The 15810-nt window shown below is 69.0% G+C and carries 21 protein-coding genes and 1 tRNA gene; 15 read left to right on the top strand and 7 right to left on the bottom strand.

Annotated elements, in window-relative coordinates:
- Positions 1-135: 135 nt before the first annotated feature.
- Together F0344_RS16875 and F0344_RS16870 are read right to left on the bottom strand one after the other, a co-directional pair.
- Positions 136-429 (bottom strand): Dabb family protein, encoded by a 294-nt coding sequence (locus tag F0344_RS16875; RefSeq protein ID WP_185299573.1) that lies wholly within the window; start codon positions 427-429, stop codon positions 136-138.
- Between the two features lie 9 nt (positions 430-438).
- The gene (locus F0344_RS16870) at positions 439-609 is read right to left on the bottom strand and encodes a hypothetical protein (RefSeq protein ID WP_185303036.1); all 171 of its coding nucleotides are present in this window, start codon (positions 607-609) and stop codon (positions 439-441) included.
- Positions 610-1495: 886 nt separating this feature from the next.
- On the opposite strand from F0344_RS16870, the gene F0344_RS16865 reads away from it, so the two are divergent.
- Positions 1496-2449 carry a YihY/virulence factor BrkB family protein gene (locus tag F0344_RS16865; protein WP_185299572.1) on the top strand — a complete coding sequence of 318 codons (954 nt, stop codon included), beginning with the start codon at positions 1496-1498 and terminating at the stop codon, positions 2447-2449.
- A 268-nt stretch (positions 2450-2717) separates the two neighbouring features.
- Here the strand turns inward: F0344_RS16865 and F0344_RS16860 are convergent, their stop codons facing one another.
- Complete coding sequence (locus F0344_RS16860; protein WP_185299571.1) at positions 2718-3539, bottom strand: class I SAM-dependent methyltransferase; 822 nt, start codon at positions 3537-3539, stop codon at positions 2718-2720.
- Positions 3540-3595: 56 nt separating this feature from the next.
- Between F0344_RS16860 and F0344_RS16855 the strand changes: the two genes are divergently transcribed.
- The 6 genes from F0344_RS16855 to F0344_RS16830 all read left to right on the top strand — a co-directional run bounded on the left by F0344_RS16855 (position 3596) and on the right by F0344_RS16830 (position 6893).
- Positions 3596-4312, top strand: a complete 717-nt coding sequence (locus tag F0344_RS16855; protein ID WP_185299570.1) for a GntR family transcriptional regulator — start codon at positions 3596-3598, stop codon at positions 4310-4312.
- A 614-nt stretch (positions 4313-4926) separates the two neighbouring features.
- Positions 4927-5193 (top strand): DUF6284 family protein, encoded by a 267-nt coding sequence (locus F0344_RS16850; RefSeq protein WP_185299569.1) that lies wholly within the window; start codon positions 4927-4929, stop codon positions 5191-5193.
- Positions 5190-5390 (top strand): hypothetical protein, encoded by a 201-nt coding sequence (locus F0344_RS16845; RefSeq protein WP_185299568.1) that lies wholly within the window; start codon positions 5190-5192, stop codon positions 5388-5390. Before F0344_RS16850 ends, F0344_RS16845 begins: the two co-directional genes overlap by 4 nt.
- Positions 5387-5713, top strand: coding sequence for a DUF6303 family protein (locus F0344_RS16840; RefSeq protein WP_185299567.1), 327 nt, complete (start codon positions 5387-5389; stop codon positions 5711-5713). Before F0344_RS16845 ends, F0344_RS16840 begins: the two co-directional genes overlap by 4 nt.
- On the top strand, positions 5710-6558 hold the full coding sequence (locus tag F0344_RS16835) for a DUF2637 domain-containing protein (RefSeq protein ID WP_185299566.1): 849 nt from the start codon (positions 5710-5712) through the stop codon (positions 6556-6558). Before F0344_RS16840 ends, F0344_RS16835 begins: the two co-directional genes overlap by 4 nt.
- The gene (locus tag F0344_RS16830; RefSeq protein ID WP_185299565.1) at positions 6558-6893 is read left to right on the top strand and encodes an RRQRL motif-containing zinc-binding protein; all 336 of its coding nucleotides are present in this window, start codon (positions 6558-6560) and stop codon (positions 6891-6893) included. The genes F0344_RS16835 and F0344_RS16830 overlap by 1 nt, the downstream gene beginning before the upstream one ends.
- Here F0344_RS16830 and F0344_RS16825 read toward each other — a convergent pair.
- Positions 6890-7051: a hypothetical protein gene (locus F0344_RS16825; protein ID WP_185299564.1), complete on the bottom strand. Its 162-nt coding sequence runs from the start codon at positions 7049-7051 to the stop codon at positions 6890-6892. The two genes, F0344_RS16830 and F0344_RS16825, sit on opposite strands and share 4 nt — an antisense overlap.
- A 35-nt stretch (positions 7052-7086) precedes the next feature.
- Between F0344_RS16825 and F0344_RS16820 the strand changes: the two genes are divergently transcribed.
- The 8 genes from F0344_RS16820 to F0344_RS16785 all read left to right on the top strand — a co-directional run bounded on the left by F0344_RS16820 (position 7087) and on the right by F0344_RS16785 (position 14502).
- Positions 7087-7461 (top strand): DUF6251 family protein, encoded by a 375-nt coding sequence (locus tag F0344_RS16820; protein WP_185299563.1) that lies wholly within the window; start codon positions 7087-7089, stop codon positions 7459-7461.
- A 78-nt stretch (positions 7462-7539) separates the two neighbouring features.
- Positions 7540-7866 carry a hypothetical protein gene (locus F0344_RS16815; protein WP_185299562.1) on the top strand — a complete coding sequence of 109 codons (327 nt, stop codon included), beginning with the start codon at positions 7540-7542 and terminating at the stop codon, positions 7864-7866.
- A gap of 87 nt (positions 7867-7953) precedes the next feature.
- Complete coding sequence (locus tag F0344_RS16810) at positions 7954-10092, top strand: FtsK/SpoIIIE domain-containing protein (RefSeq protein ID WP_185299561.1); 2139 nt, start codon at positions 7954-7956, stop codon at positions 10090-10092.
- Between the two features lie 296 nt (positions 10093-10388).
- Positions 10389-11291, top strand: a complete 903-nt coding sequence (locus F0344_RS16805; protein ID WP_185299560.1) for a bifunctional DNA primase/polymerase — start codon at positions 10389-10391, stop codon at positions 11289-11291.
- Positions 11288-11641, top strand: a complete 354-nt coding sequence (locus F0344_RS16800) for a hypothetical protein (protein ID WP_258049976.1) — start codon at positions 11288-11290, stop codon at positions 11639-11641. The genes F0344_RS16805 and F0344_RS16800 overlap by 4 nt, the downstream gene beginning before the upstream one ends.
- Entirely contained in the window at positions 11638-12801 is a 1164-nt protein-coding gene (locus F0344_RS16795; RefSeq protein ID WP_185299559.1) for a DUF3631 domain-containing protein, read from the top strand. Before F0344_RS16800 ends, F0344_RS16795 begins: the two co-directional genes overlap by 4 nt.
- Positions 12802-12985: 184 nt before the next feature.
- Complete coding sequence (locus F0344_RS16790) at positions 12986-13210, top strand: excisionase family DNA-binding protein (RefSeq protein ID WP_185299558.1); 225 nt, start codon at positions 12986-12988, stop codon at positions 13208-13210.
- A gap of 11 nt (positions 13211-13221) precedes the next feature.
- The gene (locus tag F0344_RS16785; protein ID WP_185299557.1) at positions 13222-14502 is read left to right on the top strand and encodes a tyrosine-type recombinase/integrase; all 1281 of its coding nucleotides are present in this window, start codon (positions 13222-13224) and stop codon (positions 14500-14502) included.
- 66 nt (positions 14503-14568) lie between these two features.
- Here F0344_RS16785 and F0344_RS16780 read toward each other — a convergent pair.
- The 3 genes from F0344_RS16780 to F0344_RS16770 form a co-directional block, all read right to left on the bottom strand.
- A tRNA-Ser gene (locus F0344_RS16780) sits at positions 14569-14653 on the bottom strand.
- A gap of 45 nt (positions 14654-14698) precedes the next feature.
- The gene (tadA, locus tag F0344_RS16775; protein ID WP_185302727.1) at positions 14699-15127 is read right to left on the bottom strand and encodes a tRNA adenosine(34) deaminase TadA; all 429 of its coding nucleotides are present in this window, start codon (positions 15125-15127) and stop codon (positions 14699-14701) included.
- Between the two features lie 81 nt (positions 15128-15208).
- Entirely contained in the window at positions 15209-15781 is a 573-nt protein-coding gene (locus tag F0344_RS16770; protein ID WP_185302726.1) for a tRNA adenosine deaminase-associated protein, read from the bottom strand.
- Positions 15782-15810 lie beyond the last annotated feature (29 nt).

Here is a 15810-nt window from a genome sequence, read left to right as displayed (position 1 = left end):
TCATAGCATCACAAGACATGTCCACTGTGTGCAAGCACCGCATGTAGCCGTGTTGGGAACGAGATGGTTTAAACGCATAGAAAAACCCCTCACCTGAGAGGTGAGGGGCCAGGCGGACCAAGGGTCCGTGGCGATTCAGAACGGGTAGTCGGCGATCACCCAGGTAGCGAATTCCCGCCACCGTCCGGCGGCGGCCTGATGGGCCGGATGCTCGATGTAGCGCTTCAGGGCGTCCTCGTCGGCTACCGCCGAATTGATCGCGAAGTCGTAGGCGATCGGCCGGTCGGTGATGTTCCAGGCGCACTCCCAGAACTCCAGCTCCGGGACCTGTCCCTCCACTGCCCGGAAGGCCTCCACGCCGGCGACGACCCGCGGCTCGTCCCGTTCGACGCCGTCGTTCAGCTTGAACAGGACCAGGTGACGGATCATCGGGTTCTCCTACTTGATGAGCTCGGACATGAAGTCGCCGACGCCCATGGCGGCATTCGCGATGCCTTCGAACCCTACCTGGACGAGAGCGGCGGCCCTTTCCGGTGCCGTGATGATCGTGTACAGCACGAAGACCGAAACCGCGTAGAACACGATCTTCTTGACTTCCACCACAGCCACTGCCTCTCCCGTTCGCTCCCCTGTACGGTCGGGCGATTCTAGCCGCACGAATGGCCGTATCCCGAGGATGTTTCTGATCAGGGACGAGATCACTGAGGTGGTCTTTGAGGACCAAGGACCCTGCGATGGAGGCCCTTCGTCCGGCCGTGCGGCTTTCGTGCGGAGGCAGGATGGATCGTGAGCCCCGCGCATCCGGCAGGAATCCGCAGGGCGAGGAGCAGGGCCCCCTCTGTGGGGTCCCCGCCGTGACCGTCCCCCCGGGCAGCGGCGAGGACCGGCAGGCCCTGTTCTCGTCGGGGGAAGCGGCCTGTCCCCCGGTGCCGCTTCCCCCGACCTGATCTTCTTCCCCGGAACCTACGAAGGGCCCGACGCGATGCGTCGGGCCCCTTGTACGTCTCGCGGAACCGTGGACGGCGTCAGTGGCGGCTCGAACCGGCGCGCGTGCGGACGACGTCGACGAGCCGGCGGACGACCGCCGCCGTCGAGATGCCGTGCGGGCCTCGTCCGATGCGGGAGGGCGGGGCCGGGCGGCGCCGGGCCGTGCCCCCGCGCTGCGACAGCGCTCGGACGACGGCCGGGCGGGGCCGGGCGGCGCCGGGCCGTGCCCCCGCGCTGCGACAGCGCTCGGACGACGGCGTTCAGTCTGGAAGGCATCTTCGGCATCTCCCTTCGGTTCGCGTGCTCGGGGCCGGTCGCCCCGCACATCCCGCGTACCCCGTGGCGCCCGGGGCATGTCCTTTCATCTCGCGCTCCACGACGGGTGCGCACCCGGTGCCGGGTTTTCGCCGGACACGTGAGTCACTGTTAGCCGACTGCTCAGGGCAGAGTGGCTCAGCAGCTTCCGGCCCGCGTCGGCGGCTGCCGGAACGAACGGGAGCGGAGACGAATGGGCAGCGCGAAGCGTGTCCCGCAGACACAGGACATGGCCGGGGAGGAACTCTCCGGTGACGAGGCATGGACCGCGCTCAAGAAGTACGGCGGGCGGAAGCTCCTGGTCGACGCGTTCCTGCGCTTCCGGTACGCGGACGGCTTCAGCCACTCCCGTGCGCTGGCGTTCCAGGTAGCCCTGGCCCTGGTGCCCTTCACGATCGCGCTGGTCGGTGTGGCGGCGACGCTCAGCACCGAGAGCGCGGGCAGGGCCGTCGAACTCACGCTCACACGGATCGCCCCGGGCGCCAGCTCCCAGCTGATCGAGGACGCGCTGGCGGACGGGCGCCGCAGCGCGGGCGAGAACGTCGCCGGCGCCGTCGCGATGTGGCTGGGCCTGGCGTTCGCCGTTGTCAGTCTGGTGTCGGCCATGGCGCAGATCGAGCGTGGCGCCAACCGCATCTACGGCATCGAGCGGGACCGCCCTTTCGCCGTCAAGTACGGCAGGAGCCTGCTTCTCTCGGCCGCGGCGGGGGCGCCCATGGCCCTCGGCTTCCTGGTGCTGGTGGCCGGTGACACGGTCGCGGGAGCCGTGGTGGACGCGTTCGGCGGAAGCGGTCTCCCCGCCTGGTGGCACTGGCTGCAGATCCCCCTCGGAATCACCATGGCCTGGGTGGCATCGGCCGTCATCTTCCGGTGGGCACCGCGGCGGATCCAGCCGGGGTACACCTGGCTCGCCTTCGGTTCGGCCGTTCACCTGGCCCTCTGGATATCCGCGACCTGGCTGTTGGCGGTCTACGTCGAACGCAGCGGCTCGTTCGGTGCCGTCTACGGGCCTCTTACCGCGTTCATGGCGCTGCTGCTGTGGGCGAATCTCACCGGGATCGCCCTGTTCCTCGGTCTCGCGTTCGCGGCCCAGCTCGAGGCGGCGCGCGCGGGCAGCACCGAGCCCGTACACGGGGACGATGCGTGAATGAAGCATGCAAAACACCCTCCTGATCGCGTTTCCGCAGTTCAGGAGGGTGTAAGAGCGGTAGCGGAGGGATTTGAACCCTCGGTGAGTTTCCCCACACTCGCTTTCGAGGTCTGTTCCTGCTGGTCAGGCGTCTGTACGCGACCGTTCACGGTCGTTCGCGGCGGGCTTTCCGCGCCCTGCTGAGGGGTGCGGAGTGCGGCCGTGAACGGTGGCGTACGACGGTGAACGAGACGGAAACTGAGACGGCGATCGCCGTCGGGAACTGTCAGCCGTTGTTGTCGACAGGGGCCCTTCCCACGGCCAGTAGGTGAGAGCTGGCGGCGAGAAGCTCCGGGTACGGCTCTGCCAGGCGGGCTGCAGCCATGGCTGAGGCAAGCAACTCGTCAGTGGGGCCCGCGCCTGGCTGTTGCTCGACAGCCTTCACCAGAGACCAAGCAGGTCCCTCGATGCCAAAGACCTGCACGTCCGCGAGCCCAGAGGCAGTGAACTCTTCCACCAGTTCTTCGGCTCGGTGGAAATAGGAGAGGGCGAAACCGCGTACGCCGTCATAGACGGCCGTCGCAAGGATTTTTGAGACGGAGTCGTGAATCCGTTCAGTGTGCAGGTGGGCGTACGTGACGTGCTCAAAGATCGACGCGTATCGATTGATCGCTGCTGCGGCGACCAGCCCGCCCGGCTTCACCACGCGGCGGGCTTCTGCCAGCGCCCTGCTTCGATCTTCCGGGTCGGGCAGGTGGTAGAGCGGTCCCAAAAGCTGCACAACGTCAAAGCTGTCGTCAGGTTCGGGCAGCTCTCGGGCGTCCCCTACGTACGCCGAGCACACGGCTGACGCGCTCTCGACGTGGCGGGGTACAGGGTCCACGAGAGTGACCTCGTAGCCGTCCTTCACGAGCCATTCAGCATGAATCCCGGTCGCCCCGCCCACGTCGAGCACGCGGGCCGGCGCGGGAGGCAAGAAGCGTCGGAGGAGCTCTTGTGTCCTGATCAACTCCATGCGGCCGTCTGCCGAGGTGCGCAAACGGCTGTCCTCGTTCGCTGTCTCGCCGTAGAACCGCATCACGGAAGGAGCCAATTCGAGATTCGACATGCTCGCAGTATCGTGTGTACCGGTGGACCAGTCCAGTGCGCAGAGTAGGGGAAACCATGGCTGTACTGAAGTACGAGGAGATCGCGGAGTCTCTGCGCGCCCGCATTGCCGCTGGTGAGTTCGGCCCTGGGGCCACGATCCCATCCGGCCGCGATCTGGCCGAGCAGTGGGATGTGTCCCGGGCCACTGCCATCAAGGCCGTGGATGTGTTGCGCAACGACGGTGTGGTCGTCGCCAAGCAGGGCACGGGATTCGTCGTCACGGACACGCCCGTGGCACGTCCCGCCGGCGCCCGCCGGGCAGGGTCGGCGCGCATTTTGGGTGGGCTGCCGTTCCTGCGCGTTGGTACGCCTGACTGGGCAGAGCCTCCCGCCCGTGTTGCCGTTGCGCTCGGGCTCTCCCCTGGTGTGTGGGCACTCCGGCGTATTCGCGTCCTCCAGCTCCCGGACGGAACCCCGAATAGCTGCGTGGAGGCATGGTTCCCTCCGGAGATCGCGGAGGCGGCACCACGCCTTGCCGATACTGCTCCCATCGCCGAAGGCACGACACGCCATGTCCGTCGGCAGACCGGCCGGTTCCCGGTCGAGGGGGTGGACGTCACCACGGTGCGCCTTGCTACGGACGCGGAGGCGGAACTTTTGGGGGTGCCCGTAGCCACCCCGGTCGCCGTGCTCCTGCATACGGCGCATGACCAGCGGGGTCGCCCATTGGTCTGCGAGGAAGGTGTCACCCCCTCCTCGCTCTTCGAGCAGGTGGACACCTACGCGATGTAGGTAGGCCCTCGGAGGCCATCAAAAAAGCTGGACCGGTCCGCCGGTCCAGCTTTTTTGATGACCTGTTAGGCACCCTGACCTGCTGTTTCCTGAACGGAAGCCTTTCAACTCCGAATTCATCGCTTGACTGGACCGGTCCACCGGTCCAGTCTTCAGGTGTGGCCATCGCCCATCCGGAACTTTCGGAGAGGGCCGATTGCGTCGCGCACAACTCCACAGCGTGATCCACCGCAGTACGGGGGCCGTGACCGTTCCGGCCGAGGCGAGTGGAGACCAGCCGATCGAGACCGGGCCCGGAGTCACAACCGGGCCCCACACCCCAGATGGGGGACACGCCATCGGCTCCAAAGAACCGCACGGCACACCTTCGAAGCTGCGACCTCAGACTTCCGGGATTTCGGATCTCCCCGGAACGAGCAGCGCCGTGCGAATCGGAGAACCGAAGCACCAGCGCTCACGGTGCCCGGCATTCGGGCCCGCCTCTTCGGCGGGCTGCGGTGCCGGGTCGCCGCGGTCGCTCGTAGTCCACGAACGACCCCAGACGGCAAGAGGCCCCGGTGGGCAAACACCGGGGCCTCATTTCGGGCCGTCCCACCGCGAGGAGTAAACGACCCATGAAGACCATCGCTGCACTTCAGGCCCTTGTTACGGCCGCTTCGCTCGATATGGAGCCGTCGGCCGCTGAGCTGGACGCGATCGAGCTGGAGATGCCCGTCATTCTGGCGGACGTCGACATGCTGGACGCGCAGATCATGACCATCGACCGCACGCCCACCGAACTGGACGAGCGGCGTATCCGCCGGGCCCGCAACCGGGTGCTGGCCGCCCGCCGCGACGTCACCAACCGTGCCGCGATGCCCCTGACGGGCGGTGCGGCATGAGCGCGAACCTCGCTTTCGCTTCCCTGCGCACTTCGCTTGTGCTCCTGTTCGTCGGCATCTTCGTGACGGTCGCCGGGTCGGTTGTGGCGTTCGTGACGGGCGATCCGGCGTGGCGCTTTCTGTCTGCCGGCGGCGGGCTCGTCCAGGTCACCGGCTGGGTGCTCTACAGCCGGGCGCGGCGGGGCGGTGCGGCATGAGCGGGCGCATGTTGAGGGCGCGGCTGGGGTTGCGCTGCTGCGGCACGACCGCACCGCAGCGCACCACCGGCCCGTGCTGGCAGCTGTACGTGGCCATGGCTGGCCGGGTCAGTGACTGGCCGGTCCACACCTGGCCCAAGTCCACGGAGGTCCCGAGCATCGAGGAGCGCGAGGCTGTTCTCGCGTCCCTCGGGTTCGTCCTTGTCGACGGGGCCGAGTGGGAGTGGGCGGAGGACACCGGTCCGGAGTACCACCCGCATCCGGTGCGGGTGTCGCTCTCGGCGGGGGCCGAGGTCCTGCCGCTGGACGGCGGTGTGGCATGAACCGCACCGGTAAGACGCTGCTCGTTCTCGCGTTGGTCGCGGTCGTGGCCATGGCGTTCCGGGTGTCGTGGAACGCTCTGCGGGACGTCGCCACCGCGACCGGCGCGGACAGCACGGCCGCGCTGCTCTACCCGTTCGTCGTCGATGGCCTCATGGCCCTCGCTCTGGTAGCCACGCTCGTACTGACTGGGGACGCACGCCGGTTCGCGCTGCGGGTGCTGGCTGCTTACACGCTGGCCTCGCTCGTCCTCAACTACGTTCACGGTCTCGTTCCCGAGCTGCACAGCAAGTCGGTCGACTGGGGTCGACTGGCCGACTGGGACCCCGCTAACTGGGCCCTGGTCCTGCTCGCCACGTCGCTGCCGGTCGGGTCGATCTACTTCGGCTCCGACCTCGTCGCGAAGGTCCTGCACCACCAACCGACCGAACCCGCAATTGCGGAGGAAACGACAGAGACGACCGTAAATCGGTCTACCTCTGACCTGCGAGAGTCGACCCCCGCCCCTGTGGCACCGGTCGACGTTCCGCCCGCGCTTCCGGCGCCGGAACCGGTCGAGGAACTTCCCTCGGCCGGGCTGGTACCGGTCGGTGCGCTCGCAGCGGAGTCGACCCGGCCTCGTCGGGCGACCGGTCGGGTACCGGACGTCGCCCGGTCGAGCCGACCGGTCCGCACCGCCGACCAGCTTCTGACCGAAGCCCGGTCGGCTACCGCCGACTGGCCGGTCGAGGAACTGACCGGCGAAGCGATCCGCAAGGCGGTCCACACCTCCGCTGCCAAGGCCCGCGTGCTGCGCGAGACCCTGCGCGCCGAGCGGACCACCGTGCCGGACGAGGCGGTTGCCTGATGGGTGCGCTGCCTACCTACCGGTGGCGCCTCGCCCCGGACGGCTACGCGACCCGGCGGCAACTTCGAGCCCTCGGGCTGCGGCCCGGCGGGCAGGACGTCGTAGCTGAGCTTCAGCGGCCCCGCCGTCGCCGGGGACCGCTGGTCGCCTACCTCTACCGCATCGACCGGGCCAAACCGGTCCGGCCTATGACCCCGGGCCGTGCCAGCGCCCTGGCCAAGGCCATGGCGGCTCGCCGGACCTGCCCTAACTGCCGCTATGACGCCGGGTACTGCATCCCGCGCTCGCTCGGCATGTGCGTGCCCTGCTCCGACGGTGCCGAGCCGGGCGCTTAGAAGCTGTCCAGCACGTTAGCGACCAGGTGCACGGCCCGGTACTTCGCCTGGTGCCACTGGTTGCAGTACCGCTTCGGTCGCCACCAGCGACGCTGCTTGATCGGCCGCTTGCACCACTTGCACGGCTTCAGCCGCAGCTTGACGTCCAGTCCCCCCATGCCGCGACCTTAGCGGCCCTGCGTAAGGGAAGACCATGGATTCGTTGCCCGTCCCCGCCGCTGTCGTCCGTCTTCCGGACGGCACCTACACCTACGCCGACCAGGCATCTTCGCCCATCCAGCAGGCCGCCCCGCAGATCGTTCACCAGCACATCCACCAGGCCCCGCCCGACCGCACGGTCCAACGCATCGCCCTCGGTTCCGGCGTCGGTGCCGGGGCGGTCGCGGCCGGCGTGTACTTCGGTCCGCTGCTGGTCGGTGTCCTCACCGCGATCGCCGCGAACCTCGCCCTGCTCGCGTTCCTCGCCGCTGTCATGGCCTGGGGCGTGGTCACGGTCGTGAAGTCGATCGGCGGCTCGGAGGGCAAGGCCGCCGCGAAGTCTGTGAGCCGTGCGAGGCGCCGTCGCTGACGGGCCCCTGTCCGTCCGGTCTCGTACCGGGCGGGTGGAGGACCGGACAGACCGGCCCGCACGAGGGAGGAACCCGACATGCACAGCTACACCCGCGCCGAGTCCCGCGAACGTGGCCGCCTGTTCCGCAAGGGCTTCCACCAGTCCATGGGCGACAACCTCGACCCCAGGGTCACCGCCCGCATGCACGAGATCGACGCGGTCGCCAAGGAACGGGGCGCCCGGGAACTGGCCGCGTTGCTGCGGCAGCAGGAGACCGCCCGCGACACCGTGGCCGCCGCCAAGGCCGCGGTGAGGGCCAGCAAGTGGGGGCCGGACCGGTCCGCCGCCAAGGACGCGTTGCGCGACGCGGAGAAGCACCTGCGCCGTGCCGAGCGCGCCTACCACCGCGCCGAGAACAGCTGACTTCGCCACGGGGCGGCCGTCACCCGGCCAGGCAGACCGGCCGCCCCGTGCCCCTGACCACCCAACCGAGCAGCAGGAGCACCCAGCATGACCGAGATCCTCGCCGACACGGTCGGCACCCGCCCCTCCCTCACCCTCGTCAAGGAACCCACCACCCCCGACCCGACCGCCACCGACAGCACGGAAGCACCGGTGGTCGAGGCGGTCGACCGGGCGGACAATCCGCTGGCCGACTGGCTGAGCGTGCCCGACGCACCGGTCCTGCCCGCGTGGGCCCGGTCCGCGGCGTCCATCAAGGCCAACAGTGCTGCGCTGGCACGGATGACGTGGTGGCACACGCAGTACCACGGTCTCCGCGTTCCGAAGTACCTTGTCAAAACCGTCCTGTTGGCAGCGCGGGGGTTCTTCCGGGCGGCCGTGGGACTGTGGCCGACCCTGTCCGCGCAGGACCACAGTGCGACCGTCAAGGCACTGCGGGCACAGATCAAGGTCAAGCCCGAGGACATCGACCTGGCCGCGCGTCTCCAGGCCGCTCACTACAACCGCACCCGCACCCGCCGTTGGAGGTTCGGTGCCGCGGCGGTCGGTGTCGCCGCCGCCACGGTCGGCGTCATGCTGGCCGATCCGATACTGCAAGCCGGTATCGCCGGGTCCGTCGTCACCCCGCTCGCCTACCTCGGCCGTGGCAAGGAAACCCGCCTCCTCGACCAGGGCGCCCCGCCGCTGCGGGTGGACATGTCCGCGACCCAGCTCAACGACGCGCTGCGGGCGGCCGGCCTCCTGAAAAGCGGCCGGGCTTCCGAGGACGAGAAGGACGCTCCCCGGGTGTCTTGCTCGATGGGTCCGGTCCGTGACGGCCGCGGCTGGGCCGTGATCTTCGACCTCCCCCGGGGCGGCGGCAAGACCGCGTCCGACGTGCTGGCCAAGCGGGAAGTCATCGCCCAGGAACTCGGGGTCGATGAAATCCAGGTCATCATGTCCCGCGTCCGCGCGGCCAAGGGCGGCAACGCCGGCCGCGTGTCCATGTGGGTCGCGGATGATGACCCCTACCTGGGCAAGCCGAACCCCTCCCCGTTCGCCACGGCGGAAAGGTTCTCCATCTGGGACCCGATCCCGTTCGGCCAGGACGCCCGCGGCAACCGCATCGAAGTCCCCGTCATGTGGCAGTCGATGTTCTTCGGTGGCCTGCCCCGCCGGGGCAAGACGTTCACGCAGCGCCTCATGACCGCGGCTGGTCTGCTGGACGCCTATGTGCGGCACTACGTCGCGGACGGCAAGGGCGGTGCGGACTGGATGCCCATGCGGGCCGTCGCCCACCGCCTGGTCATGGGCGCCGAGGACGACGCGATCGAAGCGCTCAAGGCCATGCTGGCCGAACTGCTGGGGGAGATGGAACGCCGGTTCGCGATCCTGCGGGAACTCCCCACCTCCATCTGCCCCGAGGGCAAACTGACACCGGACATCGTCCAGCGGTACAACCTGCCCGTCATCTTCGTCACCATCGACGAACTGCAGGAGTACTTCACCGCGATGGAGCGCGAGGACCGCGAGCAAGTCATCAACGACCTGTGCCGCATCGCAAGGCGCGGCCCGGCCGCAGGGTTCGTGTCCAACTTCGCATCCCAGCGCCCCGACGCGGACAGCGTGCCCACCAAGCTGCGCGAGATCATCACCCTGCGGTACTCCACCCAGGTCGTCGACCGGGCCAGCAGCGACATGGTCCTCGGCAAGGGCAAGGCCGCCCAGGGCGCCGACGCATCCGTCCTGTCCGAAGACCACGTCGGCACCGGTGTTCTCGTCACAGGGCCCGCCTCCTACGTCACCGTCCGCGCCGACTACCTCGACGGCACCGGCTTCGCGGCCCTGTGCCAGAAAGGCCGGACACTACGGCAGGCCGCAGGACAGCTCACCGGCGACGCCGCCGGGGACGTCACCGCCGCCGCCGACGCGTCCGGCGTCAAGCTCCCGCCGATCCTCTCCGACGCACTCGAAGTCATGCGCCACTCCCCGCGCATGTTCACCACCGACCTCCTCGCCGGTCTTGTGAACCTCGACGAGGACGTCTACGGCGACTTCAACGCCGAACGCCTCGCCGCTGAACTGGAAGCGGCCGGCGTCAAGCGCACCAGCAAGCAAGTCAAGATCTCCGGCACCAACGCCGCCGGATACCAGCGCCGCGACATCGAAGCGGCCGTCCCCGCCGAGATCCTCCTCGCCCACGGGTAGAGGGGGACCCCACCGCCCGCGGGTAGAGGGGGACCCCACTTCCCACACCCCCGAACCACCCCTCTCCGGGCCCCGTCGGCACCATCCGGCACCGGCTCGGAAGTAGAGGGGTCCCTTTACCCCGGTAGCGGGGGAGGTAAGGGGCTCTGACCTGCAAGGTAAGGCAGGTAGAGGGGGGTGCGGGCCACCAGCCCACACCCCTCCACAGCCCCGTTTCAACACCGAGAGCGGCCCCCATCCGACCAAGAACCGGGGCCGCTCTCGTCCAGCAATCCAGAGAACTGGAGACACCCAGCATGACCCATCAAGCACGATCCGCGCTGCTCTCCGCAGCGTTACAGGCCGCTGAGCGCGGCTGGCACGTCTTCCCGCTCCGGCCCGCCGACAAGCGCCCCGCCCTCCACGGCGAGACCGCGTGCCCCGGGATCGGGGACTGCTCGGGTAGTCACCGCAAGTGGGAGGACCGGGCCACCACCGACCCGGACCGCATCCGCCGGGCCTGGGCTGATCGCCCGTTCAACATCGGCATCGCCACCGGCCCGTCCGGGCTGGTCGTCGTCGACCTCGACATGCCCAAACACAACAGCAGTGCGGACACGCCTTGCGGCGTGACGACCTTTGGGGCGCTCTGCGAGCGCGCCGGACAGGCCGTCCCCACCACCTACCGGACCCGGACCGCGAGCGGCGGACACCACCTGTACTTCACCGCCCCTCTCGGTATCCGGCTCGGGAACACAGCGGGCACCCTCGCCCCTCTGGTCGATACGCGAGCCTGGGGCGGCTACGTCGTCGCCGCGGGCAGCACCACAGCATCCGGTCCGTACGAGGTTGTTGATCCTGCCCCGATCGTAGGCCTGCCGGGCTGGCTGCTCGGGCTGCTCCAGCCGACACGCACCGCACCGGCCCGGCCGCTGGTCGCGCCTGTCGTCAGTGGCAGTCGTGCTGGGCGGGCGGCGCTGGAGCGGGAGTGTGACCGGGTCCGTAAGGCGCCGGAGAAGCAGGGCAACAACACGCTCAACCGGTGCGCCTTCAAGGTGGGGCGCTTCGTGGCGTGGGGCGACCTCGCCCGGAACGAGGTGGAAGAAGCCTTCCAAGCGGCAGGAGAGGACCGGGGACTCACCGTTGCCGAGTGCCGCGCCACGATCCGCAGCGCCCTGGACAGCTCCATCCGCACAGCCCGGCCCCGGGTGGCGGCATGAGCACCCCGCCCCGTCCCCCCTTGGAAGGCCATCCCACGCCGCCCACCGGCCCCCGCCTCGCCGAACCGGCCCCGGCCGCATCCGGCAATGGTGCGCTGAAGGTCGTCGGCCGGCAGGCCGTCCTTTCAGCCCTTCGCCCTGACTCGCACACGGCCAATGTCACCGGCATCCAGCCCGGACTCCACATCCGGGGACTCGACCGGAACGAGATTCCCGTCGCCGACTGGCTGTGCACCTGCGGCCACTTCGAGCGGGCCCGTGGCCGCAAGGCCGTCACCGAACTCAACACCCGCGTCCGCGTCGGGCACTGCCCCCACGCCGCCGAGCAGCACCGGAGGACCGCCGCATGACCGCAGAGAAGACCACGGGCCCCATCGACGGCGCGGCCCTGCTCGACGAGGTGGAAGCCTTCCACCGCCGGTTCAACATCTTCCCGACCGAGTCGGCCTACGTCGCGGTCGCTCTGTGGGACGCGCACGCCCACATGCTCGACTGCTTCGACTCCACCCCCCGCCTCGCCTTCCTCTCCCCGGAACCGGGCAGCGGGAAGAGTCGCGCACTGGAGATCGTGGAAACGCTCGTGCCGCGCCCGATGGTCGCGGTCAACGCGTCCGCCGCGGCGCTCTTCCGGGCTGTGTCCGGTCCGGACGGTCGGCCCACGATCCTCTTCGACGAGATCGACACCGTGTTCGGCCCCAAGGCCGGAGACAACGAGGAACTCCGCGGCTTCCTCAACGCCGGACACCGCCGCACAGGGGTCACCTACCGGTGCGTCGGTGACACCCAGACCGTCACACCGTTCCCCTCGTACACCGCCGTGGCCGTCGCCGGACTCGGCTCACTGCCGGACACGATCCTGACCCGCGCCGTCATCATCCGCATGCGACGACGGGCCAGGAACGAGACGATCGAACCCTTCCGCGCCCGCATCCACGAGCAGGAAGGGCACGCCCTGCGCGACCGCCTCGCAGCATGGGCCGAGCAGGCGAGCGACAAGGTGGCGGGCGCCTGGCCGGAGATGCCCGAAGGGGTCAGCGACCGCCCCGCCGACGTGTGGGAAGGGCTGCTGTCCATCGCGGACGCCGCCGGGGGTGAATGGCCCCGCCGGGCCCGCGAAGCCTGCGTGACCCTCGTCGAAGCCTCACGGACCAACGACAAAGGCAGTCTCGGCATTCGACTCCTCACCGACCTGCGCGACCACGTGCTGATCGGCGTCGACCGCCTGCCCACCATCGCCATCCTCGACCGGCTCAACGCCCTCGACGACGCCCCGTGGGCCGACCTCAACGGCAAACCGCTCGACAACCGGCGCCTCTCCAAAATGCTCGGCGAGTACATGACCGCCGACAACGACCCCGTCGGCTCCCGCAACATCCGAACCGCCGGCGGAGTCCTCAAAGGCTTCTTCGCCAAGGACCTCGAAGACGCCTGGACCCGCTACTGCCCTCCCTCCACGCCCGCTACATCCGCTACAGCGCTACATCCCAGGTCAGAGCCCCTGAATCTGTAGCGGCAAAACCAGATGTAGCGGCTACACCCCACGCACCCGCGAACGGGCGTAGCCGCTACATCACACCCATCCGCTACAAAAATCATGCCGCTGACCTGCAATGTAGCGGCGTAGCGGATGTAGCGGACCTGGCAGCGAAGGGCCCAGCGCATGGGCCCGCCAAGTGTGCCCGGGAGGCACTCGCATGGACACCGCCACACACCTGATCGATCCGACGCTGGCGCTACTCACCGTCGAAGAGGCGGCCCGACGCCTGGGGATCGGCCGAACGTACTGCTTCCGCCTGATCCGCACCGGACAGCTCGAATCCGTTCCCGTCGGACGTCTGCGGAGGGTTCCGGCCGACGCCGTGCACGACTACGTCACCCGACTCCGCGAGGCCAACCGGCCTGTCGTCAGCACCGCCTGAGAGGCCAACGCATGGAAGAGAACAAGAAGCGCACCCGCCAGCCCAACGGCCGGTCGTCCATCTACCTGGGCAAGGATGGGAAGTGGCACGGCCGCGTCACGGTCGGCGTTCGAGACGATGGCAAGCCCGATCGCCGCCACGTCGAACGCAAGACGCGCGCCGAGGTGACCAATGCCGTCAAGGAGCTGGAGCGTGGGCGGGACGCCAAAACGCTGCGCAAGCCTGGCCGTGCCTGGACTGTGACCACGTGGCTGACCCATTGGGTGGAGGACATCGCCCCGCTCGGCGTCAACGAGAACACCATGGTCGGCTACGGCGTCGCAGTCAGGAAGCACCTGATCCCTGGGCTCGGCGCGCACAAGCTGGACAAGCTCAGGCCCGAGCACATCGAACAGCTCTACGGCCGAATGATGGCTGCTGGTAGTAAGCCGGGTACCGCTCACCAGGTTCACCGCACCTTCCGTACCGCCCTCAATGAGGCGGTGCGGAGGGGGCACCTCGGACAGAACCCTGTACGCCTGGCCAAGGCGCCCCGGGTGCGGGAAGAGGAGATCGAACCGTTCACCGTCGAGGAGGTGCAGCGGCTGCTGCGGACTGCCGACGACCGGCGGAACTCAGCCCGCTGGGCCGTCGCGCTGGCGCTCGGGCTGCGGCAGGGCGAGGCGCTGGGACTCAAGTGGACTGACGTGGACCTCGGGCGAGGCGTCCTGATGGTCCGGCGCAGCCGACGGCGACCGCAGTACGCCCACGGCTGCGTCAACGACAACCCGTGTGGGCGCAAGGCCGGGTACTGCCCGCAGCGGCAGCGCACCAACCCGGAGACGGCCGACACCAAGTCGCGCGCCGGCCGCCGAGCGGTCGGTCTCCCGCAGCAGCTTGTCGACTTGCTCCGGACGCACCGGGTACGGCAGGACGTAGAGAAGGCCGCGGCGGGGGACCGCTGGACGGAAGAGGGCTGGCTCTTCGCCACTGAGACAGGGCGGGGCACGTCTCCCCGTACGGACTACGACGACTGGAAGGATCTGCTGCAAGACGCGAAGGTGCGGGATGGCCGACTGCACGATGCCCGCCACACGGCCGCGACGGTGCTGTTGATCCTTGGCGTCTCGGAGCGAGCCGTCATGGGGCTCATGGGTTGGTCCACCACCGCAATGGCCGCCCGCTATCAGCACATGGTCGACACCGTTCGGACCAACGTCGCGGAACAGGTCGACGGGCTGATCTGGAAGAGCGATACCGTCCGGCCCGACGATGACGACGGCGCCGCCGGGGCTCTCGTACCGGCCAACTGAGACGGGAACTGAGACGGAACGCAGTGAAGGGGCAGACCCAAATGGGTCTGCCCCTTCATCTAACTGCGGTAGCGGAGGGATTTGAACCCTCGGTGAGTTTCCCCACACTCGCTTTCGAGGCGAGCTCCTTCGGCCGCTCGGACACGCTACCGAGAGAGAGCTTAGACCATCTCGGGCCGTGGTCGGAAATCAGATCTCAGAGCGCACGGAAGAAGGCTGTCAGCTGGGCGGAGCACGCCTCCTCCAGCACCCCGGCGACGACCTCGGGCCGGTGGTTCAGCCGACGGTCCCGTACGACGTCCCAGAGCGAACCAGCGGCGCCGGCCTTCTCGTCGCGTGCTCCGTAGACCACCCGGCCGATCCGGGACTGGACGAGGGCGCCCGCGCACATCGTGCACGGTTCCAGGGTGACGACCAGGGTGCAGCCGGACAGCCGCCACTCGCCGAGTGCGGCGGCGGCCCGGCGGATGGCGAGCACCTCGGCGTGGGCGGTCGGGTCGCCCGTCGCCTCGCGTTCGTTGTGGCCCGTGGCGAGCAGCGAGCCGTCGGGGCCGAGGAGCACGGCGCCGACCGGCACGTCGCCGGTCAGCGCCGCCTGCGCGGCCTCGGCCAGGGCATGGCGCATGGGTGCCTGCCACGGGTCCCGTACCGGGTCGTGGAAAGGCGGTGAGAGGGGTGGGGGTGGTGGTGCGTTCACCCGCGGACCCTAACGGACGGACTCCATGACCTCGGCCGCTCCCAGGGCGTCCGTGATCTCTACCAGCGCATCGGTGCGCAGGGTCAGCAGCTCCTTCTCCGAAAGACCGAAATCGGCCAGGAGCCCGAGGTCGCCGAGCGGCCCCGCGGGTACGGCGTCGAGAGGGGTGACGTCGTCGTCGACCGCCGGGTCCGCCCGGCCGTCCACGGCGTCGTGTTCGGACACTTCGGGCTCGCCGTCCTCCGTGCCGTCGAGGTCGACGAGCTCTTCCAGTGCGGCGATCTCGTCCTCGGCCCCCGGTTCGCGGCCGAGCAGTTCGTCGGTGAGGAGGATTTCCCCGTACGAGGAGCGGGCGGCGGCGGACGCGTCCGAGACGTAGATACGGGGGTCCTCCTCACCGTCCACCCGGATGACGCCGAACCAGGCGTCCTCCTGCTCGATGTAGACCAGGACCGTGTCCTCGTCCACTGAGGCGTCCCGGGCCAGATCGGTCAGATCGGACAGGGTCTCCACATCGTCCAGCTCCGTGTCGCTCGCTTCCCACCCGTCTTCGGTGCGCGCGAGCAGTGCGGCGAAGTACACCGTGACTCTCCCACTTGTCATAGGTGAAT

The organism is Streptomyces finlayi, assembly GCF_014216315.1.
Lineage (GTDB): Bacteria > Actinomycetota > Actinomycetes > Streptomycetales > Streptomycetaceae > Streptomyces > Streptomyces finlayi_A.
Note: the sequence above shows the minus strand (reverse complement) of the source record. Positions and strands in the feature narration are given on the sequence as shown.

What these genes read in the sequence shown, in the direction of transcription:
- F0344_RS16875 (WP_185299573.1), bottom strand. Translation starts at nt 429, where the DNA reads ATGATCCGTCACCTGGTCCTGTTCAAGCTGAACGACGGCGTCGAACGG.
- F0344_RS16865 (WP_185299572.1), top strand. Translation starts at nt 1,496, where the DNA reads ATGGGCAGCGCGAAGCGTGTCCCGCAGACACAGGACATGGCCGGGGAG.
- F0344_RS16860 (WP_185299571.1), bottom strand. Translation starts at nt 3,539, where the DNA reads ATGTCGAATCTCGAATTGGCTCCTTCCGTGATGCGGTTCTACGGCGAG.
- F0344_RS16855 (WP_185299570.1), top strand. Translation starts at nt 3,596, where the DNA reads ATGGCTGTACTGAAGTACGAGGAGATCGCGGAGTCTCTGCGCGCCCGC.
- F0344_RS16850 (WP_185299569.1), top strand. Translation starts at nt 4,927, where the DNA reads ATGAAGACCATCGCTGCACTTCAGGCCCTTGTTACGGCCGCTTCGCTC.
- F0344_RS16845 (WP_185299568.1), top strand. Translation starts at nt 5,190, where the DNA reads ATGAGCGCGAACCTCGCTTTCGCTTCCCTGCGCACTTCGCTTGTGCTC.
- F0344_RS16840 (WP_185299567.1), top strand. Translation starts at nt 5,387, where the DNA reads ATGAGCGGGCGCATGTTGAGGGCGCGGCTGGGGTTGCGCTGCTGCGGC.
- F0344_RS16835 (WP_185299566.1), top strand. Translation starts at nt 5,710, where the DNA reads ATGAACCGCACCGGTAAGACGCTGCTCGTTCTCGCGTTGGTCGCGGTC.
- F0344_RS16830 (WP_185299565.1), top strand. Translation starts at nt 6,558, where the DNA reads ATGGGTGCGCTGCCTACCTACCGGTGGCGCCTCGCCCCGGACGGCTAC.
- F0344_RS16825 (WP_185299564.1), bottom strand. Translation starts at nt 7,051, where the DNA reads ATGGGGGGACTGGACGTCAAGCTGCGGCTGAAGCCGTGCAAGTGGTGC.
- F0344_RS16820 (WP_185299563.1), top strand. Translation starts at nt 7,087, where the DNA reads ATGGATTCGTTGCCCGTCCCCGCCGCTGTCGTCCGTCTTCCGGACGGC.
- F0344_RS16815 (WP_185299562.1), top strand. Translation starts at nt 7,540, where the DNA reads ATGCACAGCTACACCCGCGCCGAGTCCCGCGAACGTGGCCGCCTGTTC.
- F0344_RS16810 (WP_185299561.1), top strand. Translation starts at nt 7,954, where the DNA reads ATGACCGAGATCCTCGCCGACACGGTCGGCACCCGCCCCTCCCTCACC.
- F0344_RS16805 (WP_185299560.1), top strand. Translation starts at nt 10,389, where the DNA reads ATGACCCATCAAGCACGATCCGCGCTGCTCTCCGCAGCGTTACAGGCC.
- F0344_RS16800 (WP_258049976.1), top strand. Translation starts at nt 11,288, where the DNA reads ATGAGCACCCCGCCCCGTCCCCCCTTGGAAGGCCATCCCACGCCGCCC.
- F0344_RS16795 (WP_185299559.1), top strand. Translation starts at nt 11,638, where the DNA reads ATGACCGCAGAGAAGACCACGGGCCCCATCGACGGCGCGGCCCTGCTC.
- F0344_RS16790 (WP_185299558.1), top strand. Translation starts at nt 12,986, where the DNA reads ATGGACACCGCCACACACCTGATCGATCCGACGCTGGCGCTACTCACC.
- F0344_RS16785 (WP_185299557.1), top strand. Translation starts at nt 13,222, where the DNA reads ATGGAAGAGAACAAGAAGCGCACCCGCCAGCCCAACGGCCGGTCGTCC.
- tadA (WP_185302727.1), bottom strand. Translation starts at nt 15,127, where the DNA reads ATGCGCCATGCCCTGGCCGAGGCCGCGCAGGCGGCGCTGACCGGCGAC.